Raw genomic sequence first — 24,663 nt, 5'->3', positions numbered from 1 at the left:
GGGCGGCGGGAGCGGCGGCCTCAGGCGCGGGGGCCGCGGGCGCTGCCGCGGGAGCCGCGGCGCCGGGCTCACCGATGATGGCCAGGACGGTGCCGACGTCGACGGTCTCGTCCTCGGGGACGCGGATCTCGAGCAGGACGCCGGAGGCGGGGGAGGGGACCTCGGTGTCGACCTTGTCGGTGGCGACCTCGACCAGGGGCTCGTCGGCGGTGACGGTGTCGCCCACGGCCTTGAGCCAGGAGGAGACGGTGCCCTCGGTGACGGACTCGCCCAGAGCGGGCATCTTCACGGATTCAGACATGAGTGGACTCTTTCCTTGGGATTCTCGGCAAGACCTTCATGGGGCGCGGGCCCCGATGGATCAGCCGTGGTTGTGCAGCGGCTTCCCGGCCAGGGCCATGGCGGCCTCGCCGAGGGTCTCGTTCTGGGTGGGGTGGGCGTGGACGAGGGAGGCGACGTCGTCGGCGTCGGCCTCCCAGGAGACCATGAGCTGTCCCTCGCCGACCTGCTCGCCCATGCGGGCGCCGATGGCGTGGAAGCCGAGGATGGGGCCGTCCTTGAGGGAGACGAGCTTGACGAAGCCCTGCGTGCCCAGGATCTGGCTCTTCGCGTTGCCGGCGACGTTGAACTCCGCGGTGGTGATCGCGTCCTCCCCATGGAGCTCCTTGGCCGCGGCCTCGGACAGCCCCACGGAGGCGATCTCGGGCTCGCAGAAGGTCACCTTGGGGACGAGGACGTCGTCGACCGGGGTGGGGTCGAGGCCGGCGATCTTCTCGGCCACCACGATGCCCTGGGCGAAGCCGCGGTGGGCGAGCTGGACGCCAGGGACGATGTCGCCCACGGCCCACACGCCGGGGACGCTGGTGCGGCCGTACTCGTCGGCGAGCACGAAGCCGCGGTCCATCGACACCCCGACCTCCTCGTAGCCGAGGTTCGCGGTGGCCGGGCCACGGCCCACGGCGATGAGCAGGACCTCGGCGTAGTAGGTGGTGCCGTCGGCGGCGCGCACGGTGACGGAGTCCTCGTGGCGCTCGACGGACTCGAACATCGTGGAGGTGCGGAAGGCGATCTTGCGCTTGCGGAAGGCGCGCTCCAACTGCTTGGAGATGGCCTCGTCCTCGTTGGGGACCAGGCGGGGAAGTCCCTCGATGATCGTGACCTGGCAGCCGAGCGAGGCCCAGGCGGAGGCGAACTCGACGCCGATGACGCCGCCGCCCAGGATGACCGCGGAGGCGGGGACGTGGTCGAGCTCGAGGGCCTGCTCGCTGGTCATGACCGGGCCGGAGATCTCCTGGCCGATGTCCTTGGAGTAGGAGCCCGAGGCGAGGATGACGTTCTTGCCCGTGATGCGCCGGCCGTCGACCTCGACGGCGTCGGGGGCCACGAGGCGGCCCCATCCCTGGATGAGGTCGATGCCCCGGGAGGCGACGAGGCCCTGGAGGCCCTTGTGCATGCGCGAGATGATGCCGTCCTTGTAGGCCTTCACAGCGGGCATGTCAATGCCCTCCAGCGCGGCGCGGATGCCGAGGGCGGAGGCCTCCCGGACAGTGTCCGCGGTCTCGGCGGCGTGGAGGATGGCCTTGGTCGGCACGCAGCCGCGGTGGAGACATGTGCCGCCCACCTTGTCGGCCTCGATGAGCGCGACCTTCAATCCGAGCTGCGCCCCGCGGAGCGCGGCCGCGTACCCGCCAGAACCGGCGCCCAGGATGACCATGTCGTAGACGGTGTCTGTCACAGAATCTCTCCTCGATGGTGAGTTGTCGACCGCCCAGGTAGGCGGTTGGTCCCGCATGACATTGTGTCACCCATGGGCGGGTGCGAGGCATCGGAATGAGCCGCCGATTGGGGACAGGAGTCCCATGTGGCCTGTGAATCCAGTCACTCTCAGTGCTCGGTGAGCGCGTGGAGGTACTCCAGGAGGGTGGCCACGCCATGACCGGTCCCACCTGTGGGAGTGCCTCCCCAGGGGGCGCGCTCGTTGAAGGCGGGGCCGGCGATATCCAGGTGGGCCCAGGGCGTGGCGCCGACGAACTCGCGCAGGAAGAGCCCCGCCGTGAGCATGCCGCCGGCCCGGTTGCCGACCACCGCGTTGCGCAGCGCCGCGTACGGGCTGTCCAGGCTCGGCCGCAGCTGCTCGGGCAGGGGCATGGCCCAGAACGACTCGCCGGCGCTCGCCGCCGCGCGGGCGACGCCGTCGCGGACGGCGGGCGTGCCCATGACGCCGGAGACGTGGTCGCCCAGGGCCACGATCTGCGCGCCGGTGAGCGTGGCGACGTCGAGCACGGCACCGGGGCCGTCCTCGACGGCGCGGGCCAGGGCATCGGCCATGACGAGCCGGCCCTCGGCATCGGTGTTGGTGACCTCGACGGTGGTGCCGCCGCGCATGGTGATGATGTCGCTGGGGCGCTGCGCCGCAGGGCCCGGCATGTTCTCCGCCAGGGCGAGCCAGGCGGTGACGCGCACGGGCAGGAACAGCCTCGCGGCGGCGAGGACCGCGCCGAGAACGGTGGCGGCGCCGGCCATATCCGACTTCATCTCCGGCATCGAGGCGGGGGGCTTGAGGGACAGGCCGCCGGAGTCGAAGGTGATGCCCTTGCCGACGAGCGCCACATGGGCGCGCGCGTCTCCCGGCGCCCAGTCGAGGCGGACGAGGCGGGGAGCGTTGACGGCTCCCTGGCCGACGGCGAGGATCCCCCCGAAGCCCTGCTCCGCGAGGTCCTCCTCGTCCAGGACCTCGACCCCGATGCCCGCGGCGCGGGCCGCCTGGGCGGCGCGCTCGGCCAGGGCCTGGGGCACGAGGCGGTTCGGGGGCTCGTTGACGAGGTCCCGCGTCAGGGCGACCGCCTCGCCCAGGGCGACCGCCCTGGCCCGGGCCTCCTCGGCTGGGGCCGAGCCGGCCAGGGGCGAGGAGATCGTGATCGCCGCCAGGGGCTTGGTGGGCGCGGGGACCCTGCCGCCCCAGGCGTAGGCGCCCGTCATCGCCCCCTCGGCGACGGCCCTCAGATCGGAGGCCTCGGCACTGGGCAGCGCGAGAACGGCGCGCTCCACGCCCGCCAGCTCCCGGGCCGCGCGCCCCGCGGCGCGCGACAGGACGCCGGCGCGCGTCTGGCCCAGGGCCGCGGCGTCGTGATCGGCGCTCTCGGCGAGGGCGAGGCCGCGCCCGATGCCGACCACCAGGATCGTCGGCGCGCTGATCGCCGCACCGGCGGGCGCGGCGACAGAGGAGGGAACCCTCGCCACAGCGTCGAGCGCGCCGGAGAAGCCCAGGGACGGCAGGACGGCCTCCAGGGCGCCGATATCGACCCCCTCCAGGCAGGCCCCCGCGGGGACGAGGCTGGTGGCGCCCCCATCGGTCGGCGAGGCCGCCGCGAGGACGAGGACATCGGCGTCGATCCGCGCCGCGGGGGACTGGTCGATGTGAAGTGCGCTCATGGATGGAGATGGTATGCCCGGTGGTACCGTCGTGCTGCCGGAGGAGCCCTGACCGGCGCGACGCGGATGAGCCGGAAGGAGCACGATGGAGGAGCGCCCCGAGGTCCGATCGACGGAGGACCGTCGTCGGCCCGCGCGCGGCCTGAGCCGCATTCTCGTGGGCGTCATCGCCGTCTTCGGCCTGGTGGTGATCTCGCCCGCCGTCGTCTCCCTCATCCGCCGCCCCGAGGAGGCGCCCGTCCTGGACTCCATCGACGCGGTGGCCGGCGCGCTCTACCTCGTGCTCGCGGTCTGCATGGCCCACAACGGCCGCCGGATGCGGATGATCGGGTGGGTCTGCCTGGGCGGCCTGTTCACGGGCGCGCTCCTGCTGGGCCTGCTGACGATCACCGGCACCGCGCCCGAGCTGGAGGGCTCCTTCCTCTCCCACGGCGGGCGCGGGCACTCCTACCTGCCCCTCATCCTGCCGGTGATGGCCGCGATCTGGATGTGGATGAGCGACCCCCGCCGCATCGTCGTCCACGCCGAGATGATGACCGACCTGGCCTCTGCCCGCTCCGAGAAGTCCAGCAAGGAGGCCTCCGGCGGCGAGGCGCAGGAGCGGTGAGGAACGGCGCAGGCGCGGCCACGCGGTGACCACAGCGCCGGCCCGCTGGCACCCTGGCTCACCGATGGCGGTCCGCCCACCAGACCTGGGTGCGCGATCCCAGGGATGTCCGCAGCTGCGAGGCCTCGAGGGCGGCGTGCTGGTGGCGGTAGAGGCGCCGCACCATCTCATCCTGGTCCACCCAGCCCAGCAGCGCCGCTCCCTCGCCCGCGGTGCCCGGCTCGACCACCGGCAGTCCCGAGGCCCGGGAGTCGACGAGCGCCCGGAGGACCGCCGTCGTGCCCAGGGAGGCGCTGATGACCTCCTGATCGAGCGGCAGCTCGCCAACCGTCCTGGGGGCCTTGCCCTGGCGCTCCTCCAGCGCGGCCTGGGCCAGTGCCACGGCGCTCACGCAGCCGAGCAGGCGCTGGCGGCCGGCGGCCCCTGAACCGCCCCCGGCGCTGGCGCCCGAGGCGCCTGGGGCATCGTCGACGGCGCCCCCCAGAGGGTCCGCATCGGCCGAGGGCGCGGGGTCGGCCACGACCGGCAGGCTCGTGCTCCCCGAGGCCCGCACGATCCTGGCGGCCTGGGCAAGGGAGGCCGAGGCGACCAGCACCGCGGGCGGCTCGTGCATGAGGTCGCGGGCCGTGGCCCGGCCGACGATCGTCGCGCCGACGGGATCGTCGATGTCCTCGCCCCGGCGCCGCAGCTCCTCGGTGTAGATCGTCGTGCGGGTGAGGAACCTGCTGGTCACCGTCGCCAGCGCCACTGCGAGCATGAGCGGGGTGAGCAGGCCGTACTGGCCGGTCATCTCGATGATGAGGATGACCGCCGTCATCGGCGCCCGGGCCGAGCCGGTGAACACAGCCCCCATCCCGACGACCCCGAACACGGCGACGCCCGTGGGCGTGGGCGCGACGAGGGAGCCGAGCCAGGCGCCCAGCGTCCCGCCGATGAGGAGCGAGGGGGCGAACACCCCTCCCACGAAGCCCACGCCCATCGTGAGCGAGGTTGCGGCGATCTTCGCGGCGGTGAGGGCGAGGAGCGCCGTCGTCGTGTACTCGTTGCCCAGGGCCCGGCCCAGGACGGCGGAGGACTCCCCGTACATCTCCGGCACCGCTAGGAGCAGCGCGCCGAGGGCGAGCCCCCCGACGGCGGGGCGCGCCCACTGCGGCAGGCGAATCGCGTCGAGGAGGTCGCGGCAGCCATCGGCCGCCAGGAAGCGGCAACGGGAGAAGGCGATCCCCACCAGGCCGCCGAGCACGCCGAGGATCGCGACCCAGCCGAGCTGGGCGTCACCGCCGAGGGACAGCGAGGGAAGGGAGAGGGACAGCGTCGTGCCCAGGAGGTGGTGGGACAGGACGGAGGAGGAGACCGAGGCGAGCACGACGAAGGCGAAGGCGTCCACCGTGAAGTCCACGAGGATGACCTCCATGGCGAAGAAGGCGCCGGCCAGGGGCGCGTTGAACGCCGAGGCGATGCCCGCCGCCGTGCCCGCGGCGGTGAGCATCCGCGCCGACCTCACCGGCAGGCCCAGCGCGCGCCCGACGACGCTGCCCGCCGAGGCGCCGAGCTCGGCGATCGGCCCCTCGGGGCCCACCGCCCCGCCGCCCCCGATGGTGAGGATCGCCGCCCCGGTCGAGGCGAGCGCCGGGACGGGGGCGACGGTGCCGTCGCCGCGCCTGGCCGACCAGATGACCCCGCCGACGCCGTGGCCCGTCGTCGTGCGCCCGAGGGCCGCCATGAGCGGGCCGACGAGCGCGCCGGAGATCACCGGGGCCAGGAGCACGAACCATCGCCCGGCGAAGGAGAGGACGCCCTGGGAGGGGCCCAGCGCCTCGGTGTAGTCCTCGGCGCCGGTGAGCAGGCGGGTCCAGGAGTCGATGCCGATGCGGAACAGGACGGCACCGCCGCCTGAGACGAGGCCGACGACGACCGCAAGGACGAACAGCCCGGAGCGGTGGTAGCGCGCCAGGCGCAGAAGAGCCCGCCGGGCGCGCGCGGCGGCGCCGGCGCGCCCGGGCCCGGGCGGCGTCATTCCCCGCGGGGCGCGAGGTTCTCCACCGCGATCGGCGTGGCCTCGTCGTCCCGGGCGATGCCCCACACCTGGCTGTAGAAGGAGAGCTCGTTGGCCAGGGCCTTGCGAATGTTCGCGCCCAGGCGGAAGCCGTGGCCCTCGCCCTGGAAGACCTCCAGGGCCACCGGCAGGCCCTTGGCGCGCGCCGCCTCGAACATGGAGGTGGCCTGATCGGCGGGGACGATGGGGTCGTTGGAGCCCTGCAGCAGCAGGAGGGGCGCGTGGATGGACTCCACGTGGTTGATGGGGGAGCGCTCGGCGAGCAGGGGGTCATCGATGCTGTCCACCCCGATGAGCTCCTGGACGTAGCACGCCTCGAACTTGTGGGTCTCCTGGATGAGCATGCGCAGGTCGGCGACGCCGTAGAGCGACGTCGCCGCCGAGAACACGTCGGAGCGCGTGATGGCCGAGAGCACCGTGAACCCACCGGCTGACGAGCCGCGCACCGCGACCCTGGAGGGGTCGACCCGGCCCGCGTCGATGAGGTGGCGGGCGCCGGCGATGACGTCCTCGACCTCGCCCACGCCCCAGGCGCCGTTGAGGCCGCGGCGGAAGGCCCGCCCGTAGCCGGTCGAGCCGCGGTAGTTGACCTCAAGGTAGGCGAAGCCGCGAGACGTCCAGTACTGCACCTTGAGGTCGTAGACCGAGCGGGACATGGCGGACGGGCCGCCGTGCACCTGGACGATGAGCGGGGGGAGCTCGCCCTCGGGCCCCTCGTGCTCCACGGAGGCCGGGGGGTAGAAGAAGCCGTGGGCGGTGACGCCGTCGGCCGAGGGCCAGGAGATCGTCTCCGGGAGGGACGCACCGCGCTCGGCGGGGCCGAAGTCGCCCGATCCGCGCAGCACGGTCACCTCCCCGCCGGAGATCTGGATGATCCCCGGCAGCTCGCGCTCATTGCCCGCCAGCATGACGACCCGCCCGTCCGTGGCCGCCACGTTGCCCAGGGGCTGCCAGCCGGTCGCCCACTCCTCGAGCTCGCCGTTGGCCAGCTTGATGGTCCCCAGGTGCCAGACCGAGTCCCTCGTCCACGAGGCGATGAGGTGCTCCCCGTCGAGGATGTCGAAGGAGTGGGGCCCCAGCTGCCAGGCCGGCTGGGTGAAGGTCGCGTCCGTGGGGTGCAGCGGCCGGGTCCGCAGCCGCTCGCTCCAGCCGGTCTCGGCGGTGCCGCGCCGGGGGAAGCCCTCCGTGCGGTACAGGTTCCAGAACCCGGAGGCGTCCGAGACGTGGATGAGCTCGCACTCCTCCGTCCAGCGGGGCTCGGCGGCCCCGTGCCCGTCGCCGCCGCCGACGACCGCCTGCTCGCCGATGGTCCCGTCGGGCAGCAGATCGCCCACGTGCAGGGCGGCGTTGTCCCAGGGCATCGATGGGTGGTCCCAGGTCAGCCAGGCGAGGTGGCGCCCATCGGGGGAGAGCGTGGGGGAGGAGGCGAAGTCGGTGCCGGACACGATCGTGCGCACGGGGGCGTCGTCGCGCGCCGCCGAGCCGTCCAGGGGGATGGCCACGAGCGTGTTGACGGCCTCGCCCTCGCCCCGGTGGTCCTCGCGCACGGCGTAGACGAGGCCGCGCTCGGTGTCGATCTCCAGGTCCCCGTGGCGCACGTCGCCGTAGATCGTCAGGGGGACGAGGCCGCGCAGCTTGTGCGCGACGTCGAAGCGGTAGAGGCGCCCGTCGCCGGCGTGGGAGACCACGATGATCCCGGAGTCGACGGCGTAGGCGCGCCCCCCGTACTCGTGGACCCGGGTGCGCGCGTCGACCAGCTCATCGCCCGGCGTCAGGGGCAGGACCTCCCCGATGCGGCCGGCGCCGTCGCGGCGCAGGAGCACCTGGCGCCCGGAGTCGGTGGCGCGCCGCTCCACCCAGTAGGTGTCGGGGCCGTCGACGCGCACCTGCGAGAGGTTGATCGTGCGGCTGGTGATCGTTCCGGGCGAGATGGGCGAGGGCCAGCTGCCGTAGGGCGCGATCGTGGTCATGCTTCCTCCTTGAGGACGGCGATGGTCGGCGTGCGGGCGCGTGCCGGCGCGTGCCGGCGCGCTCCGGGCGCAGTATGGGGAACGCTGCGGGAGCGGGGCCCTGGGGGCCTGCGCCGGTCCCGGGGCAAGACTACGTGCTCGTCAGCACTGCGCGCGATGGCGCGCAGGCGCATCGACGGCGCCTATGCTTGCCACGCCACCGCGCCGGGCCTCGCCCGCCACCGGCCACTGACCCATCATCCATCCGCCGTCGAGTTCCTGGAGGCCCGCGACAATGACACCTCCGTCGTCCCCGCGCGATCAGGCGCGCGAGGCTGGCGGCGGCGACAAGGCCCGCATCCTCGCCCCGGCCCCGCTGCTCGCCTCCATCCACGGGCCCGAGGACCTGCGCAGGCTGACCTCCGACCAGCTCATCGAGCTCGCCGCCCAGATCCGCTCCTACCTCGTCGCCAGTGTCTCGCGGACAGGCGGTCACCTCGGCCCCAACCTCGGCGTCGTCGAGCTGACGATCGCCCTGCACCGCACCTTCCGCTCCCCGAATGACTCCCTCGTCTTCGACACCGGACACCAGGCCTATGTCCACAAGCTGCTCACGGGGCGCCAGGACTTCTCGGCCCTGCGCTCGCGCCAGGGCCTGTCGGGCTACCCGGACCGGGGCGAGTCCGCCCACGACGTCGTGGAGAACTCGCACGCCTCCACCGCGCTGTCCTGGGCCGACGGCATCGCCCGCGCCAACCGGCTGCGGGGCCGCGAGGACCGGCACGTCGTCGCCGTCATCGGCGACGGCGCGATGACCGGGGGCATGGCCTGGGAGGCCCTCGACAACATCGCCGACTCGGGGGACAAGCACCTCGTCATCGTCGTCAACGACAACGGCCGCTCCTACGCGCCGACCATCGGCGGCCTCGCCCACCACCTCGACGCCCTGCGCACCAACCCCGGCTACGAGCGCATGCTCTCCGGGATCAAGCGTGGCCTGCTGGCGCAGGGCGCGCCGGGCCGCGCCGCCTTCGACGCCCTCCACGGCCTCAAGACCGGCATCAAGGACGTCCTCGTCCCCTCGGCCTTCTTCGAGGACCTGGGCATCAAGTACACCGGGCCGGTGGACGGCCATGACATCACGGCCCTGGAGTTCGCGCTGACCCGCGCCCGGGAGTACTCCGAGCCAGTCATCGTCCACGTCATCACCGAGAAGGGCCGCGGCTACACGCCCGCCGAGGAGGACGTGGCCGACCGCTTCCACGCCGTGGGGCGCATCCACCCCGAGACCGGCCTGCCCGTGGTCCCCTCCGCCTTCGGCTGGACCGCCGTCTTCGCCGAGGAGATCCTTCAGCTGGCGCGCGCCAATGAGCGGATCGTGGGGATCACCGCGGCCATGCAGCAGCCCGTCGGCCTCCAGCCGATGGCCGACGCCATGCCCGACCGCGTCATGGACGTGGGCATCGCCGAGCAGCACGCGCTCACCGCGTCCGCCGGCATGGCCTTCGCGGGGCTGCACCCCGTCGTGGCGCTCTACGCGACCTTCCTCAACCGGGCCTTCGACCAGGTCCTCATGGACGTCGGCCTGCACCGCGCCGGGGTGACGATCATGCTCGACCGCGCGGGACTGACCGGCAACGACGGCGCCAGCCACAACGGCATGTGGGACATGGCGCTGCTGGGCCACGTGCCCGGGCTGCGCCTGGCCGCCCCCCGTGACGAGGCCTCCCTGCGCTCCTGCGTGCGCGAGGCGGTCGAAGTCGACGACGCCCCGACGGTCGTGCGCTACCCCAAGGGCGCGCTGCCCGAGCCCCTGCCCGCCGTCCGCGCCCTCGGCGGGGACGACGGCGTCTTCGGCGAGGTCGACCTGCTCCTGGAGCACCGTGCCGGGCCCGACCCGGCTGGCGATGATGAGAGCGATGGGGGCGCGGCGCCCGGCGCGCCGATCCTCATCGTCGGCATCGGCTCCATGGCGCCCGCCGCGCTCGTCGCCGGGCGGGCCCTCGCCGCCGACGGGCGCGACGTCATCGTCGCCTCACCCCGGTGGGTGATCCCCGTCCCACGTGCCCTCACCGACCTCGCCCTGGCGGCGGGCCGCGTCGTCGTGGTCGAGGACGGGCTGGTCGACGGCGGCATCGGCTCGCAGCTGCGCGACGCGATGGATGACGCGCTCGATGCCCGCGACGACAAGGCCGCCGGGGAAGGGGTGGGCGCCCGCCGCCCGCGGCGCGCCGCGCCCCCGACCACGCGGATCGGGGTGCCGAGGCGCTTCGTGCGGACCTGCGACCGGGCCACCCTCCTGGAGGAGTTCTCCATGACCGCCGAGGGCATCGCCGATGCCGCCCGCGGGAGCGCCCCGGCCCGCTGAGCCGGCGGGGCCCAGGAGCTCTCGGGCGCCGCGAGGCGCTCCTGGGCGATCTGGGGCCGGACCGCCTGATGGAGACCGCTGGCGCATGGGACAGGTGTCCTATTGCGCCCATGCGTCTGTGTTATCCGCACCTGTGGGGGCACGTGAAGACCACAGGCTATCCGATGTCTGACGGCTCGGGCCGGAGAAATCCGAACGTGGGACCAAAGGCCTAAATCTTGGTGACTCGGAACACTCTGTGAGTCATCGCACCGATGAGCCTCCGATCGGCATGGTCGCACTGGGGTCGAAGGGCCTAGGCTTGGGGGGACGGCGCAACGATGTACCGCCACGCCTCACAAGGGCGACGAAACAGCCGGGCGGGACCGCCGCCCACATACAGGAGGACACGGATGACAACTGAGGTCACTTCATCCACCACCGCGGAGGGCACCCCGACCGACGCGTGGGAGGGATTCGTCACCGGCCCGTGGACCGAGGACATCGACGTCCGCGACTTCATCCAGCGCAACTACACCCCCTACGACGGCGACTCCTCGTTCCTCGCCGGCGCCACGGACAAGACCCTTCGCCTGTGGGAGACCCTGGAGGAGAAGTACCTCAAGGAGGAGCGCAAGGTCCGCATCCTCGACGTCGACACCCACACCCCCTCTGACATCGACGCCTTCGCCCCCGGCTACATCAGCGAGGACGACGACGTCATCGTCGGCCTCCAGACGGACTCCCCGCTCAAGCGCGCCATGATGCCCAACGGCGGCTGGCGCATGGTCGCCCAGGCCATCAAGGAGGCGGGCAAGGAGGTCGACCCGGAGGTCGCCAAGATCTTCACCCGCTACCGCAAGACCCACAACGACGCGGTCTTCGACATCTACACCCCGCGCATCCGCGCCGCCCGCTCCAGCCACATCATCACCGGCCTGCCCGACGCCTACGGCCGCGGCCGCATCATCGGCGACTACCGCCGCGTGGCCCTCTACGGCGTGGACCGCCTCATCGAGCTCAAGCAGATCGCCAAGGACAAGGTCGCCGACCAGCCCTTCTCCGAGCACTGGGCCCGCTACCGCGAGGAGCACTCCGAGCAGATCAAGGCCCTCAAGAAGCTCAAGAAGATGGCGGCCGACTACGGCTTCGACATCTCCGGCCCGGCCAAGAACGCCCACGAGGCAGTGCAGTGGACCTACTTCGCCTACCTCGCCTCGGTGAAGTCCCAGGACGGTGCTGCCATGAGCATCGGCCGCCTGTCCGCCTTCCTCGACTGCTTCTTCGAGCGGGACCTCAAGGCCGGCATCATCGATGAGAGCCGCGCCCAGGAGCTCATCGACAACATCGTCATGAAGCTGCGCATCACGCGCTTCCTGCGGACCACCGACTACGACCAGATCTTCTCCGGCGACCCCTACTGGGCGACCTGGTCCGACGCCGGTTTCTCCGACGACAACCGCCACATGGTCACCAAGACCTCCTTCCGCCTCCTCCAGACGCTGGTGAACCTCGGCCCCGCCCCGGAGCCCAACATCACCATCTTCTGGGACGAGAAGCTGCCCAAGGGCTACAAGGACTTCTGCGCCTTCATCTCCATCACGACCTCCTCCATCCAGTACGAGGCCGATGAACAGATCCGGGAGCACTGGGGCGACGACGCCGCCATCGCCTGCTGCGTGTCCCCGATGCGCGTGGGCAAGCAGATGCAGTTCTTCGGTGCCCGCGTCAACTCCGCGAAGGCCCTCCTGTACGCCATCAACGGCGGCCGCGACGAGATGACCGGAAAGCAGGTCGTCACCGGCCTGCCCGGCGTCGAGGGCGACGGCCCCCTGGACTTCGACGAGGTCTGGGACAAGTACGAGAAGATGCTCGACTGGGTCGTCGCCACCTACGTGGAGGCCCTCAACATCATCCACATGTGCCACGACCGCTACGCCTACGAGGCCATCGAGATGGCGCTGCACGACTCCGACATCGTGCGGACCATGGGCTGCGGCATCGCGGGCCTGTCGATCGTCGCCGACTCCCTGAGCGCCATCAAGTACGCCAAGGTCACCCCGGTGCGCGATGAGACCGGCCTCGTCGTCGACTACGTCACCGAGGGCGACTTCCCGATCTACGGCAACGACGACGACCGCGCCGATGACATCGCTGCCACCGTCGTCCACACGATCATGTCGAAGATCAAGGCGCAGCCCATGTACCGCGACGCGATCCCGACCCAGTCCGTGCTGACGATCACCTCGAACGTCGTCTACGGCAAGGCCACGGGCTCCTTCCCGTCCGGCCACCAGAAGGGCACCCCCTTCTCCCCGGGCGCGAACCCGGAGAACGGCATGGACACGCACGGCATGGTCGCCTCCATGCTCTCCGTCGGCAAGCTCGACTACAACGACGCGCTCGACGGCATCTCACTGACCAACACCATCACCCCGCAGGGCCTGGGCCGCACGCTCGATGAGCGCGTCTCCAACCTCGTGGGAATCCTCGACGCGGGCTTCGTCCCGGACGATTGCGCCGAGGTCTGATCGCCCACGGGCGATCCCCTGGACCATCACGGCTCAGAACACAACTCACCACACAGAAAGGGGCAGACATGCCCACCTACGAAGAGCGCCTCGAGTCCATGAAGGCGCAGCGCCAGGACAATGGCGGCGTCAAGGGTCTCTACCACGCCAACATCAATGTCCTGGACCGCAACACCCTTGAGGACGCGATGGAGCACCCGGAGAACTACCCGAACCTCACGGTCCGCGTCTCCGGCTACGCCGTCAACTTCGTCAAGCTGACGCGCGAGCAGCAGCTGGACGTCCTCAACCGCACCTTCCACGCCGGCGCCTGATCCGGCACGGGGCAGGGCTCAGATGACTGAGACCATGACCCCCGCGACCCAGGGCGGTCGGGACCAGGATTTTCTGGCCCCGGCCGCCCGTCTGCGCGGGGCGGGCATTGGCGGGCTCGAGGAGCTCACCGACATCCAGCGCTCAGAGCGACTGGCGCGTATGCGCGAGGGCACGATGGGGTCCATCCACTCCTGGGAGCTCGTGACCGCTGTCGATGGACCTGGCACGCGCATGACGGTCTTCCTCAACGGCTGCCCACTGCGCTGCCTCTACTGCCACAACCCGGACACCTTCCTCATGAAGGACGGCGAGCCGGTCGAGGCCGACGAGCTCCTGCGGCGCATGAAGCGCTATCGGAATGTCTTCCGCGCCTCGGGCGGCGGAATCACCCTCTCCGGCGGCGAGGTCCTCATGCAGCCCGCGTTCGCGGCGCGCCTCCTCGCGGGTGCGAAGGCGATGGGGATCCATACCTGCATCGACACTTCCGGGTACCTCGGGCGCAATGCCACCGACGAGATGCTCGACAATGTCGACCTCGTGCTCCTCGACGTCAAGAGCGGGGATGAGGAGACCTACAAGAAGGTCACCGGCCGGGAGCTCGCCCCGACGATCGCCTTCGGCGACCGCCTGGCCGCCAAGGGCATCGAGATCTGGGCCCGCTTCGTCCTTGTTCCGGGACTCACGGACAGCCCTGAGAATGTGGAGAACGTCGCACGGATCATCGAGCGCTGGGGCTCCGTGGTCAGCCGTGTCGAGGTGCTCCCCTTCCACCAAATGGGCACCGACAAATGGGACGCCCTGAAGCTGGAGTACAAGCTGCGCGACACGCGCCCCCCTGAGCCCGAGCTCGTGGAATCCACGCGCGCGATCTTCCGCTCCCACGGTTTCACAGTGCACTGAGATTCCGCGCGGAGAAGCACCACTGAGGATGAGCCTCTCAGAGGTGGGGAGGGCGCTCACAGGATCGGCCAAGGTATGGCACAGGACGTCATCATGTGGTGCTCTTACCGTTCTTCCCGGCGGCCGGAGGCCGTCCACGCGCGTATCGCGTGAGGACGGCATATCCCTTCTCGGATCATCGGCTGCCCCGACTCGTTCCGATCCCGATCCCCTGCTGGGGTGAGAAGAGGCCTCGCCATGCTCCCATCGTCCGCGAATCCGCCCGCGCTTGCCGGATCACTGGAGCGGATCGACTGGGAGGCCTTCCGCCTTGCCGCCAGCGAGGCGGGGCAGACACTCCCCATCGAGCAGACCGAGGCCTGGGACCGCTTCGACCTCGCGCAGGAGGGCAGGCAGCCCTGGGGCCGGCTCGTCTACCGCGACGCCGATGGGAGGGACCGGGCGCTCATCTCCCTGACACGAACGCAGGTGCGCGGCTTCCCCTACCTCTGGGCCCGTCACGCGCCCGTCTGGCTGGGCGCCGCCCCCACCGCGGCCGAGGAGGCCGACCTGCGCGCGCGGCTCGTGGAGCATATCCACCACGCGGATCCCACCGCCGTGTTCGTGCGACTCCACGCCCGCGTCGCGGGCGAGGACTGCCACGAGCTCCTTCAGACCATGACCTATGACCGCACCGTCGTCCTCGACCTCGATCACCCGAGCGATGAGGGTCTGTTGGCCAGCTTCAAGCCGCGTGGGCGCAGGGATGTGCGCAAGGCGCTGCGCAACGAGTCGATGCGCTTCGACGATGAGACACCCCGCGCGCAGGAGGTCTTCGCCGAGCTCTACGCGGTCCTCCTCGAGACCGGGGATCGCGACGGCTTCCGCCCGGCGACCGAGCAGACCTACCGGACGATGCTCGCCGCGCTCGGCCCCGAGCACGCCCGGCTCTATGTGGGCCGCGACGAGGAGGGGAGAGTGCTCGCATGGTCGATCGTCACGGTCTACGGCGACGCCGCCATGCGGTACTACGCCGCCTCGTCCTCGCAGGGCCGCCGCTTGAGGGCCGCGGACGCGCTTCTCTACCACGAGGCCTGCTGGTTGCGAGCCGAGGGCGTCGCCCGCTACGACCTCATGGGCGTCGACTCCGAGCGCGTGCCCGAGCTCTCCGGCGTGCGGGAGTTCAAGAACAAGTTCACCCAGAGCGGCCCCATCGAGGTGCCGGGGGCGTGGGATGTGCCGGTCAAGCCCGGCGTCTACAAGACCCTCACGGTGGCGCTGGGCGCCAAGAGGGCCGTCCGGTCGGCCATGGCGCCCGTGCGCCGTCGGATCACATCGGCGTCCATGCGGGGACTCCGGCGGCCCTCAGCCCGGCCAGGGCAGAGCCCGGCCGGGCGCGCCCTCGGCACTCGGCCCGTCCCGGCGCTCACGCGCGGCCGCGGCTGACAGGAGCGGCGAGCGGTCCTCCGCAGGCCGGCGACAACCACATGCTCAGTGGCGCCGATCCGTGGGCCTAGACAGCCCGGCGCAGCGCGCGGGCCAGGGGAGCGGCGCACTGCTCGACCTGCCAGGGCCGGGCATCGAGATCCTCCAGCCGGGCGGCCACGGCCTCCGCGTCGATCGCCGGGCGCCGCCCACGGGCTATCTCGTGGCCGAGGTCCCAGGCGAGATGGCGCTGCGACTCTGGCGCGAGGAGGAGCTCCTGGGGCACGCGAATGCCCTCCCCATGCGCTCGCACGCACGCGCGGACGACGTCGAGCAGCTGCGCGGCCTCGGGGTGGCGGCGCGCCCAGGACCGGGGCTGGGGGAGCTCGCCCGGGGCGAGTGGGGCGCGCAACGGCGGGAGCTCGTCGTCGGGAAGGCTGAGGGCACGTTCCACCGCGCGCCACCAGACCTCGGAGTGCTGGCGCGCCTGGCGGGAGGAGAAGTCCTTGAGCGCGAAGAGCTTGCGGCGGGAGGTCGGGCAGGCGATCGCCGCGGCGACGACGGCGCGGTGGGGAAGGATCTTCGACGGCGTCCTGTCGAGCTCGGCGGCCAGATCCTCGCGGGCGGTCCAGAGCTCCCGCAGCACGGCCAGCGAGCGCTGCGAGCGGACGGCGGTGCCCGCGCGCGGCGTCTTGCGCCAGGGGTCGACCTTCGCCGGCCTCGGGCCGCGGGTGCGCACGGCCTCGAACTCCTGCAGGGCCCACTCGAGCTTCCCCGCATCGGTGAGCTCGGCGGACAGGGCGTCCCTCAGCTCGGCGAGGAACTCGACGTCGAGGGCGGCGTAGACGAGCCAGGAGTCCGGCAGGGGGCGGGTCGACCAGTCCGCGGCCGCGTGGTCCTTGGCCAGCCGCAGGCCCAGTGTCTCCTCGATGACAGCCCCGAGGCCCACATGCTCGCGGCCGAGCAGCCTGGCGGCGAGCTCGGTGTCGAAGACCTCCCGGGGGGCCAGGCCCACGTCCGCCAGGCAGGGCAGGTCCTGGTCGGCCGCGTGGAGGATCCACTCCGGTCCGTCGAGGGCCGCCGCGAGGGCGTCGAGGGGGCCGGCCGAGACAGGGTCGACCAGGAAGGTCCCGGCGCCGGCGCGCCGGAGCTGGATGAGGTAGGCGTCCTGGCCGTAGCGGAAGCCCGAGGCCCGCTCGGCGTCCACGGCGATGGGCCCGGTGCCCGCCGCGATCTCGGAGGCGGCCTGCGCGAGCGCCGCGGGGGAGTCGGTGAGCGGGGGGAGGCCATCGGCTGGCCGGGAGTAGCGGACGACCTCGTCAGCGGGCACTGGCTCCTCGGTCGTGCCGAATCGGCTGACCGGTACGGCCCGCCTCACCGTGCCCATCCCGCCAGGGCGAGCATGGGGAAGGCCATCTCCGGCTCATGCCCGGCAGCGGCGTGCAGCGCCTGGTACCAGGCTGCCAGGTGCGGGGCGAGATCCGGGGTCGAGGGCGACCACGAGGCGCGGATCTCCGCGTGCGCGCAGGAGTCGGTGAGCTCCAGCCCGCCGAAGGTCTCGGAGACCACCCTCGTGACGGTGCCCACGAGGGCGCGGTGGCCGGCGCCCGCCTCATCGAGGGCCTCGGACAGCCAGGTCCAGGCGGCATGGCCGAGAAGGGGATCGGAGCTCACCTCGTCGTCGATCCGGGAGCGCACCATGACGACGACGCGCAGGTCGCCGTCCCACGCGGGCTGTCCCGCGGGATCGTGCAGGACGATGAAGCGGCCGGAGGCCACGGGCGTGCCTGAGTCGGTCTCCTCCGTCTCAGCGGACAGGGCGGCGGCGTACGGGGCGAGGCGTCGGGGCGCGGGGACCTCCTCGAGGATGAGTCCGCGGGGCCGATCGGCCCCCCTCATCGACAGGAGCACCTCTTCGAATCGCTCAGGGATCTGGGCGGCCGCCTCCGGGGACGAGGCAGTGCCGTTCATAGCGTTCACAGCCTCAGGCTACCGGGACTGGGGCGCTGGGCCAGCACCCACGCCGCAGGCGGGCGCGGGTTGAGGGATCAGCGCCGGGCGATGAGCGTCTGGCCCGCCGCCAGGACGCCGGGGCGGGGCGCTGCGCCGCCCGGCTCGCCGGGCTCCCACTGGGCGAGCGGCTCGTCATGATCCGGCGCGGGGTGCTCCTTGCCGGACAGGTTGACCGCGATGACGACATCGTCGTAAAGCACCGTGATGAGGCCGTCGGAGTCCTCCACCCGGGGCCACTGGCGGCGCTGCGACCACCCCAGCTCGCGGCGCAGCGCGATGAGGCGCGCGAACCAGTCCAGCATCCGGGTGTGCTCCGCCTCGCCGGGCTCCTGCCAGTCGAGGCGCGAGGCATCCACCGTTGACGGCGCCTGCGGGTCCGGGATGTCGTCCGCCGACCAGCCGAAGTCGGCGAACTCCCGCTTGCGGCCCTGGCTGACGCCTGCCGCCAGGGCGGGGTCGTCGTGATCGGTGAAGAACTGGAAGGGGCGCCGCGTGCCCCACTCCTCGCCCATGAACAGCATCGGGGTGTACGGGCCGAGCAGGATGAGGGCCGCCTCGCCCGCCAGCGCGTCATCGCCCAGGGACGCGGCGGGCCGGTCCCCGACGGCCCGATTGCCGACCTGGTCATGGTTGGAGGAGAAGACCACGAAGCGCCGGGGGTCGGTGCCCTCCGGGACCGGGGCCCCCCACTCGCGCCCCCGGAAGCTCGACCACGACCCATCGTGGAGGAAGGCCCGGGAGTAGGCCTTCAGCCAGGCGCCCGGGGCGGCGAAGTCGGCGTAGTAGCCCTGGGACTCGCCGGTGAGGCGGGCGTGCAGGGCGTGGTGGACGTCATCGGCCCACTGGGCGGTCATGCCCAGCGAGGGCACGCGCGCGGGCGGCGCCTCATCGGTGGGCGTGATGACGCCGACGTCGTTGAGATCGGACTCGGCGATGAGGCCAAGGGGCCGGCCAAGCTCATGGGCCAGGGCGGCGACGGCGTCGGACAGCTCGGCCAGGACGTGGCGGGGGGAGTCGTCGACGATCGCGTGGATCGCGTCGAGGCGCAGGGCGTCGATATGGAAGTCCCTCAGCCAGCGCAGGGCCGCGTCGATGACGTAGGCCCGCACCTGCTCGCTGCCCTCCTGGTCGAAGTTGACCGCCTCGCCCCAGGGCGTGTGGTGCGCGCTGGTGAAATAGGGGCCGAAGGCGCTCAGGTAGTTCCCCGAGGGGCCCAGGTGGTTGTAGACGACGTCGAGGCAGACGGCGATCCCCTCGCGGTGCGCGGCGTCGACGAAGCGCGCCAGGGCCTCGGGGCCCCCATAGGGCTCGTGGACCGCCCACAGGCTCACGCCGTCGTAGCCCCACCCCGCCTCGCCGGGGAACGGCGCCAGCGGCATGAGCTCGACCATGTCGACCCCGAGCCGGGCCAGGTGCGCCAGGCGCTGCGCGGCCGCGTCGAGCGTCCCGTCGGGCGTGAAGGTGCCCACGTGCAGCTCGTAGATGACCGAGCCGCGCGCGTCCCTTCCGGCCCACTTATCGTCCGTCCACAGGCCCTCCCAGGCCGAGACGGGCGCGTAGCGGGACGGGCCGTGGACGCCGTGGGGCTGGCGGGCGCTGCGCGGGTCGGGGCGGTCGGGGGAGCCATCGACCCTGAAGGCGTAGTCCGTGCCGGGCTCGAGCGCGCGGGGGCTCACCCACCAGCCGTCGTCGGCGCGGTCCATGGCGAGTGCCTCGCCGGTGGCGGGCAGGCTCAGCTCGACGCGGGTGGCCCCTGGCGCCCACACGGGCACCCGCTCGCCGATGGGCGGGGCGGGACTCACCCAGGGGCGCGGCGCGGGGGCGGTCATGACCGGGCCCCCTGCCCCTCGTGGGCCGGCGCCCCCGGCGCGGGCCCGTCGGCCCCAGTCGCCTCGGCATCGCCGGGCCCGCCGGGCTCATCAGCCTCGTTCTGGGCGGCCGCGGGGGAGGCCTGGCGGGCGAGGACGACGACGGGCGCGTCCCCCATGAGATCGGCCAGGGGGAGCGTGCCCCCATCGGTCTCGGCGCCGGTGGTCACCGAGCGCCACGACCCCTCGGGCAGGACGATCGAGTGCTCGCGCCAGCCCCCGAGGGTCGCCAGCCGCCGGCCCAGGCGCCGCACAACGACGATGACGTCCTCCTCGCCGTCGAGCGTGCGGGCGAAGGCGAAGGCATGCGAGGTGGTCACGGGGATCGCCCGGTAGCCCGAGCGCGATCCGACGAAGGTCTCGGGGCGGCTCCTGCGCAGCCGCAGCAGCGCGGCGGTCAGGGCGAGTTTCTCCTCGTCGATGCCGCGCGCGGGAGCGCCGGAGCCCAGGTGGGCGAGCATCGGCTCCAGCCCGGCCTCGCCGTGGTAGTCCACCGGGCGGCGGTTGTCCGGGTCGACGAGACTCGTCCGGGTGGTCTCCGAGCCCTGGTAGACGTCGGCCACGCCGAGCCAGGTGAGGGCCAGGGCCTTATTCGCCAGGATGATCGCGTGGGTCTCGCGGGCGGTGAGCGCGGCGAAGGCCTCGATCTGCTCGGCGACGGCGGCATCGGTGAGCAGATGGGCGGCGTAGGCGGTCAGCGCCTCCTCGCGGGGCCCGTCCGGGCCGGTCCAACTCGTCCAGGTCTTCTGCTCCCGGGAGGCCTTGATGAGGTAGGCCGTCAGGCGCTCGGGGGTCATCGGGTCCGCGCTGCCGGGGGCCCAGGTGCCCCACAGCGCCTGCCACAGGAGGATCTCGCTGCGCCCATCGAGGTCCATGGGACGGGCCTGGGCGGTGAGGCCGCGCAGGCGGTGGACGAGATCGGTCCACTCATCGGCGTAAGAGGCAAGCACGTCGAGTCGCGCGCGCACGTCCTCGCCGCGCTTGGTGTCATGGGTGGTGGAGGTGACCATGGTGGCGGGCCAGGTGGCCTGGACGCGCTCGGCCCAGGCGTGCGCCTCGTCCGGGTCGAGGGCGAAGCCGGAGGGGTTCCCGCCGACCTCGGTGAGGCTGGTCAGGTGCATCCAGCGGTAGAAGGCCGTGTCCTCGACTCCCTTGGCGGTGACGGCCCCGCAGACCTGCTGGAAGCGGACGATCGCCTCGGAGCGCAGCGGGGAGTCGGACATGCCCTCGCTGCCCACGGGCTCGCCGAGCAGGAGCGCGACGACGAGGTCGAGGGTCTCGGCCTGGTCCTCCTCCAGTCGCTCGCGGGCGCGCTCGGCCGAGGCGCGCAGGACGGCCGCCTGCTCGGGGTCGGCCGGGTGCCCGGGGACGATGTAGGCGCGGTAGCGGTCGGCGGCCACGAGCAGCTCGACGAGGCAGGCGTGCAGGTCGCGCAGGGTGTGGTCGCGCAGGCGCACGTCCAGGGAGGTGAGGCGGTCGAGGATGCCGGCCAGCCGGTAGACCTCGGCGGCCAGGGAGCCGCCGATGACCTCCCGCTTGGCGGTCTCGACGACGCGCAAGTAGTCGATGGGGCCCTCCCCGGCGAGCTCGTGCATGAGCATGCCCAGGGGAGCTGAGCCCGCGGGGTCGACCTGCAGCTGGTCGATGCGCCAGGCGGCGTCGTAGCCCGTCGTGCCGGCCACTGGCCAGGACGCCGGGAGGGACTCGTCGGGCGCGAGAATCTTCTCCGCGGCGATCCAGGCCTGGCCGGTCGCCTCGCTCAGGCGCGCCAGGTATCCGCCCGGGTCGGCCAGCCCGTCAGGGTGGTCGACCCGCAGCGCGTCGATCGTGCCGGCCTCGATGAGCTCGGTGATGAGCGCGTGCGAGCCCTCGAAGACGGCGGGGTCCTCCACCCGGATGGCCGCGAGGGTCCCGACGTCGAAGAAGCGCCGGTAGTTCGTCTCCTCGTTGCCGACCTTCCAGTAGGCCAGGCGGTAGAACTGCTGCTCGACGAGGACGGCCATGGGCAGCGACTCGGTGCCCTCGGCGACGGGGAAGACGTGGTCGAAGTAGCGCAGGACCCACTGCTCGCCCCGCTCGGGCTCGGTGGGGACGACGATCCGCTCCAGGCTCAGCTCGTCGTCGGCCAGGACGCGCCCGATGCGCGCCCCCAGGATCGGCATGAGGATCGGCTCATCGACCGACACGTCGAACCAGTGCGCGTAGGGGGACTTGGGGCCGTCGCGCAGCACTGACCACAGCGGCAGGTTGGACCATCCCGGGGTGGGCACCGCCATGTGGTTGGGGACGATATCGACGACGACGCCGAGACCGGCCTCATGGGCGGCCCCCGCCAGGCGCTCCAGGCCCTCGCGCCCTCCCATGGGCTCGGAGACGCGGGTGTGGTCGACGACGTCGTAGCCGTGGGTGGAGCCGGGGGCCGCCTGGAGGATGGGGGAGAGGTAGAGATCCGTGACCCCGAGGTCGACCAGGTAGGGCAGGAGCGCCCGGGCGGCGTCGAAGTCGAGGTCTGCGCCCAGCTGGAGGCGGTAGGTGCTCACGGGCTGGCGCCGCCCCTGGCCCGGGAGGTGGCCGGACCAGGGGGCGTAGGCGGCCGGGGCCGCCTGGGCGGGGGAGGCGGCGCCGACCGGCGCGGTGCCCGCCGAGGGCTCGCGCGGCCCGGCGTGATCCGGGGAGGCGGTCGAGGTGCGGTGATCGGTCATGCTCTCGGGTCTCCTGGGGCAGGGCTGCGTCGTGGGGCTGTCAGGGCGTTTGCTCGGACCGTATCAGGAACGCCTCAGGGCCGCGCGGGCAGTACTGCCCCGGCTGCCCCGACGGCCCCTGTCTGACGGCTGGCCGATGGGCGCGAGTCCTGGGTGGACACGAGGAAGAGCATCGAGTGCGCCTCGACGACGACCTGCTGCCCGGCGCGCAGGGCGCTGAGGTGGACCTCGTCCGTGGCGGGCGCCGTGTCGAGGGCGATCCGCCAGGCGGGGGCGTGGTCGGAGTCGGGGATCGTGAAGGTGATGTCCTCCCCGGCGGCGTTGATGAGGATGAGGACCGAGTCGTCGATGATCCTCTGACCGCGCTCATCGGGCTCGGCGATGGCGTCGCCGTTGAGGAAGACGGCCATGGCCCGGGCGTACCAGGTCGCCCAGTCCTCGTCGGTCATGCGCGCCCCGGAGGGGCCGAGCCACTCGATCTCGCCCATGTCGGACTCGCCGCCGTGGCCCGCCGCCCCGGAGAAGAAGCGGCGGCGGCGCAGCACGGGGTGCTCCTTGCGCAGCCGGATCATGTCCGAGGTGAAGCGCAGGAGCTCTCGGGCCTCGCCGTCGAGGTCCCAGTGGACCCAGGCGAGCTCGTTGTCCTGGCAGTAGGCGTTGTTGTTGCCGTTCTGGGTGCGGCCCATCTCATCGCCGTGGCAGATCATCGGCACGCCCTGGCTGAAGAGGATCGTGGCCAGGAAGTTGCGGGCCTGCCGGCTGCGCAGCTCCAGGACCACCGGGTCATCCGTGGGGCCCTCGGCGCCGCAGTTCCAGGAGCGGTTGGCGTTGTCGCCGTCTGCGCCGCCCTCGCCGTTGGCCTCGTTGTGCTTCTCGTTGTAGGAGACGAGGTCGCGCAGGGTGAAGCCGTCATGCGCGGTGACGAAGTTGACGCTCGCCACGGGCGTGCGGCCCGAGTTCTGGTAGAGGTCGGAGGAGCCAGTGATCCGGGAGGCGAAGTTGCCCAGGGTCGAGGGCTCGCCCCGCCAGAAGTCGCGCACCGTGTCCCGGTAGCGGCCGTTCCACTCGGACCACAGCGCCGGGAAGCCGCCGACGTTGTAGCCGCCGTCGCCCACGTCCCAGGGCTCGGCGATGAGCTTGACCTGGGAGAGCACGGGGTCCTGGTGGATGATGTCGAAGAAGGCGCTGAGCTTGTCGACCTCGTGGAACTGGCGGGCCAGGGTGGAGGCCAGGTCGAAGCGGAAGCCGTCGACGTGCATCTCGGTGACCCAGTAGCGCAGGGAGTCCATGATCATCTGCAGGACCGCCGGGGAGCGCATGAGCAGGGAGTTGCCGGTGCCCGTGGTGTCGAAGTAGTGCTCCTGGTCGCCGTCGACGAGCCGGTAGTAGGCGGCGTTGTCGATGCCCTTGAAGGACAGGGTCGGGCCCATGTGGTTGCCCTCGGCCGTGTGGTTGTACACGACGTCGAGGATCACCTCGATATCGGCCTCGTGGAAGGCCTTGACCATGGACTTGAACTCCTGGACCTGCTGGCCGGCCTCGCCATAGGCGGCGTAGGCGTTGTGCGGGGCGAAGAAGCCGATGGTGTTGTACCCCCAGTAGTTCGACAGCCCCTTCTCCTGCAGGTGGGTGTCGTTGACGAACTGGTGGACGGGCATGAGCTCGATCGCGGTGATGCCCAGGGCCTTGAGGTGGTCGATGACGGGGCGCTGGGCGAGGCCGGCGTAGGTGCCGCGCAGCTCGGCGGGGATCTCCGGGTGCAGCGCGGTCATGCCCTTGACGTGGGCCTCGTAGATGATCGTCTCGTGGTAGGGGTGGGCAGGCGGGCGGTCGTGGCCCCAGTCGAAGAACGGGGAGATGACGATCGAGCGCATCGTGGCGCCAGCCGAGTCGGACTCGTTGCGGGTGCTGGGGTCATCGAAGTTGTAGGAGTACAGGCTGGGGGAGGGGGAGACCTGACCGGAGATCGCCTTCGCGTAGGGGTCCAGGAGGAGCTTGGAGGGGTCGCAGCGGTGCCCCGATCCGGGGTCGTAGGGGCCGTGGACGCGGTAGCCGTAGACCTGGCCGGGGTAGACCGAGGGCAGGTAGCCGTGCCAGACGCCCGCGTCCACCTCGGTGAGCGGGACGCGGGTCTCGGCGCCGGCGTCGTCGAAGAGGCACAGGTCGACGCCGGAGGCGACGGAGGAGAAGAGCGCGAAGTTGGTTCCCGAGCCGTCGAAGGTGGCGCCCAGGGGCGCGGGCCTGCCCGGCCAGACGACGGGCGTGTCGACTGCGGGCGCGGGTGCCGGCGCCGGGGACGCGGCGGGCTCCGCGGGCGCCCCGGGCTCCACGGGCGCGGTGACGGGCGAGGGAGGAGCGGGCTCCGCGGGAGCAGGGGGCGTTGAGGATTCTGGGGCGTCAGGGATCTCGGGGGACGACGGCTCGGCCGCCGTCGACGCCGCCGTCGACAACGGCGCGCGAGACGGTAGGGGGGTGCCCATGCTGGTGTCCATATCCGATACCTTGCCATGGCGGAGCGCCCAGGAGCGGGACCTTGTGG

General features: G+C 72.1%; 16 protein-coding genes. 6 read left to right on the top strand and 10 right to left on the bottom strand.

Annotated features, from left to right (window positions below; all coding sequences use genetic code 11):
* The 3 genes from A1QA_RS14275 to A1QA_RS0109785 all read right to left on the bottom strand — a co-directional run.
* A partial coding sequence (locus A1QA_RS14275) for a biotin/lipoyl-containing protein (RefSeq protein ID WP_017178731.1) occupies positions 1 to 301 on the bottom strand: 301 nt, incomplete at its 3' end.
* A 60-nt stretch (positions 302 to 361) separates the two neighbouring features.
* Positions 362 to 1,735, bottom strand: coding sequence for a dihydrolipoyl dehydrogenase (lpdA, locus tag A1QA_RS0109790; protein WP_017178730.1), 1,374 nt, complete (start codon positions 1,733 to 1,735; stop codon positions 362 to 364).
* A gap of 149 nt (positions 1,736 to 1,884) precedes the next feature.
* Complete coding sequence (locus A1QA_RS0109785) at positions 1,885 to 3,432, bottom strand: leucyl aminopeptidase (protein WP_017178729.1); 1,548 nt, start codon at positions 3,430 to 3,432, stop codon at positions 1,885 to 1,887.
* Between the two features lie 85 nt (positions 3,433 to 3,517).
* On the opposite strand from A1QA_RS0109785, the gene A1QA_RS0109780 reads away from it, so the two are divergent.
* Entirely contained in the window at positions 3,518 to 4,039 is a 522-nt protein-coding gene (locus A1QA_RS0109780; RefSeq protein WP_017178728.1) for a hypothetical protein, read from the top strand.
* Positions 4,040 to 4,097: 58 nt separating this feature from the next.
* On the opposite strand, the gene A1QA_RS0109775 is transcribed toward A1QA_RS0109780, so the two are convergent.
* Positions 4,098 to 6,056, bottom strand: coding sequence for a chloride channel protein (locus A1QA_RS0109775; RefSeq protein ID WP_017178727.1), 1,959 nt, complete (start codon positions 6,054 to 6,056; stop codon positions 4,098 to 4,100).
* Entirely contained in the window at positions 6,053 to 8,065 is a 2,013-nt protein-coding gene (locus A1QA_RS0109770) for an alpha/beta hydrolase family protein (protein WP_017178726.1), read from the bottom strand. Before A1QA_RS0109770 ends, A1QA_RS0109775 begins: the two co-directional genes overlap by 4 nt.
* A gap of 274 nt (positions 8,066 to 8,339) precedes the next feature.
* Between A1QA_RS0109770 and dxs the strand changes: the two genes are divergently transcribed.
* The 5 genes from dxs to A1QA_RS14270 all read left to right on the top strand — a co-directional run bounded on the left by dxs (position 8,340) and on the right by A1QA_RS14270 (position 15,562).
* Complete coding sequence (gene dxs, locus A1QA_RS0109765) at positions 8,340 to 10,412, top strand: 1-deoxy-D-xylulose-5-phosphate synthase (protein ID WP_017178725.1); 2,073 nt, start codon at positions 8,340 to 8,342, stop codon at positions 10,410 to 10,412.
* A 392-nt stretch (positions 10,413 to 10,804) separates the two neighbouring features.
* Complete coding sequence (locus tag A1QA_RS0109760; RefSeq protein WP_017178724.1) at positions 10,805 to 12,922, top strand: pyruvate formate lyase family protein; 2,118 nt, start codon at positions 10,805 to 10,807, stop codon at positions 12,920 to 12,922.
* Positions 12,923 to 12,990: 68 nt separating this feature from the next.
* Positions 12,991 to 13,236 carry an autonomous glycyl radical cofactor GrcA2 gene (grcA2, locus tag A1QA_RS0109755; RefSeq protein ID WP_017178723.1) on the top strand — a complete coding sequence of 82 codons (246 nt, stop codon included), beginning with the start codon at positions 12,991 to 12,993 and terminating at the stop codon, positions 13,234 to 13,236.
* A 22-nt stretch (positions 13,237 to 13,258) separates the two neighbouring features.
* Positions 13,259 to 14,137, top strand: a complete 879-nt coding sequence (gene pflA / locus A1QA_RS0109750) for a pyruvate formate-lyase-activating protein (RefSeq protein ID WP_026048844.1) — start codon at positions 13,259 to 13,261, stop codon at positions 14,135 to 14,137.
* Positions 14,138 to 14,374: 237 nt separating this feature from the next.
* Entirely contained in the window at positions 14,375 to 15,562 is a 1,188-nt protein-coding gene (locus tag A1QA_RS14270; protein WP_017178721.1) for a lipid II:glycine glycyltransferase FemX, read from the top strand.
* A 67-nt stretch (positions 15,563 to 15,629) separates the two neighbouring features.
* Here A1QA_RS14270 and A1QA_RS0109740 read toward each other — a convergent pair whose 3' ends face one another.
* The 5 genes from A1QA_RS0109740 to glgX all read right to left on the bottom strand — a co-directional run bounded on the left by A1QA_RS0109740 (position 15,630) and on the right by glgX (position 24,616).
* Entirely contained in the window at positions 15,630 to 16,928 is a 1,299-nt protein-coding gene (locus A1QA_RS0109740) for an HRDC domain-containing protein (protein ID WP_026048843.1), read from the bottom strand.
* A complete protein-coding gene (locus tag A1QA_RS0109735) occupies positions 16,916 to 17,512 on the bottom strand; it encodes a DUF3000 domain-containing protein (RefSeq protein ID WP_017178719.1) in 597 nt (198 codons plus the stop codon). The genes A1QA_RS0109740 and A1QA_RS0109735 overlap by 13 nt, the downstream gene beginning before the upstream one ends.
* Positions 17,513 to 17,589: 77 nt before the next feature.
* Entirely contained in the window at positions 17,590 to 19,383 is a 1,794-nt protein-coding gene (gene treZ, locus A1QA_RS0109730; protein ID WP_017178718.1) for a malto-oligosyltrehalose trehalohydrolase, read from the bottom strand.
* A complete protein-coding gene (gene treY, locus A1QA_RS0109725) occupies positions 19,380 to 22,124 on the bottom strand; it encodes a malto-oligosyltrehalose synthase (protein WP_017178717.1) in 2,745 nt (914 codons plus the stop codon). The genes treZ and treY overlap by 4 nt, the downstream gene beginning before the upstream one ends.
* A gap of 74 nt (positions 22,125 to 22,198) precedes the next feature.
* Positions 22,199 to 24,616: a glycogen debranching protein GlgX gene (glgX, locus tag A1QA_RS14265; RefSeq protein WP_154652347.1), complete on the bottom strand. Its 2,418-nt coding sequence runs from the start codon at positions 24,614 to 24,616 to the stop codon at positions 22,199 to 22,201.
* Between the last annotated feature and the right edge of the window lie 47 nt (positions 24,617 to 24,663).

The organism is Actinomyces timonensis DSM 23838, from assembly GCF_000295095.1.
Lineage (GTDB): Bacteria > Actinomycetota > Actinomycetes > Actinomycetales > Actinomycetaceae > Actinomyces > Actinomyces timonensis.
This window is presented reverse-complemented; position numbering and strand designations above follow the sequence as displayed.

Coding starts and splice junctions, on each gene's coding strand:
- A1QA_RS0109785 (WP_017178729.1), bottom strand. CDS start 3,432: ATGAGCGCACTTCACATCGACCAGTCCCCCGCGGCGCGGATCGACGCC.
- A1QA_RS0109780 (WP_017178728.1), top strand. CDS start 3,518: ATGGAGGAGCGCCCCGAGGTCCGATCGACGGAGGACCGTCGTCGGCCC.
- A1QA_RS0109775 (WP_017178727.1), bottom strand. CDS start 6,056: ATGACGCCGCCCGGGCCCGGGCGCGCCGGCGCCGCCGCGCGCGCCCGG.
- A1QA_RS0109770 (WP_017178726.1), bottom strand. CDS start 8,065: ATGACCACGATCGCGCCCTACGGCAGCTGGCCCTCGCCCATCTCGCCC.
- dxs (WP_017178725.1), top strand. CDS start 8,340: ATGACACCTCCGTCGTCCCCGCGCGATCAGGCGCGCGAGGCTGGCGGC.
- A1QA_RS0109760 (WP_017178724.1), top strand. CDS start 10,805: ATGACAACTGAGGTCACTTCATCCACCACCGCGGAGGGCACCCCGACC.
- grcA2 (WP_017178723.1), top strand. CDS start 12,991: ATGCCCACCTACGAAGAGCGCCTCGAGTCCATGAAGGCGCAGCGCCAG.
- pflA (WP_026048844.1), top strand. CDS start 13,259: ATGACTGAGACCATGACCCCCGCGACCCAGGGCGGTCGGGACCAGGAT.
- A1QA_RS14270 (WP_017178721.1), top strand. CDS start 14,375: ATGCTCCCATCGTCCGCGAATCCGCCCGCGCTTGCCGGATCACTGGAG.
- A1QA_RS0109740 (WP_026048843.1), bottom strand. CDS start 16,928: ATGGGCACGGTGAGGCGGGCCGTACCGGTCAGCCGATTCGGCACGACC.
- A1QA_RS0109735 (WP_017178719.1), bottom strand. CDS start 17,512: ATGAACGGCACTGCCTCGTCCCCGGAGGCGGCCGCCCAGATCCCTGAG.
- treZ (WP_017178718.1), bottom strand. CDS start 19,383: ATGACCGCCCCCGCGCCGCGCCCCTGGGTGAGTCCCGCCCCGCCCATC.
- treY (WP_017178717.1), bottom strand. CDS start 22,124: ATGACCGATCACCGCACCTCGACCGCCTCCCCGGATCACGCCGGGCCG.
- glgX (WP_154652347.1), bottom strand. CDS start 24,616: ATGGACACCAGCATGGGCACCCCCCTACCGTCTCGCGCGCCGTTGTCG.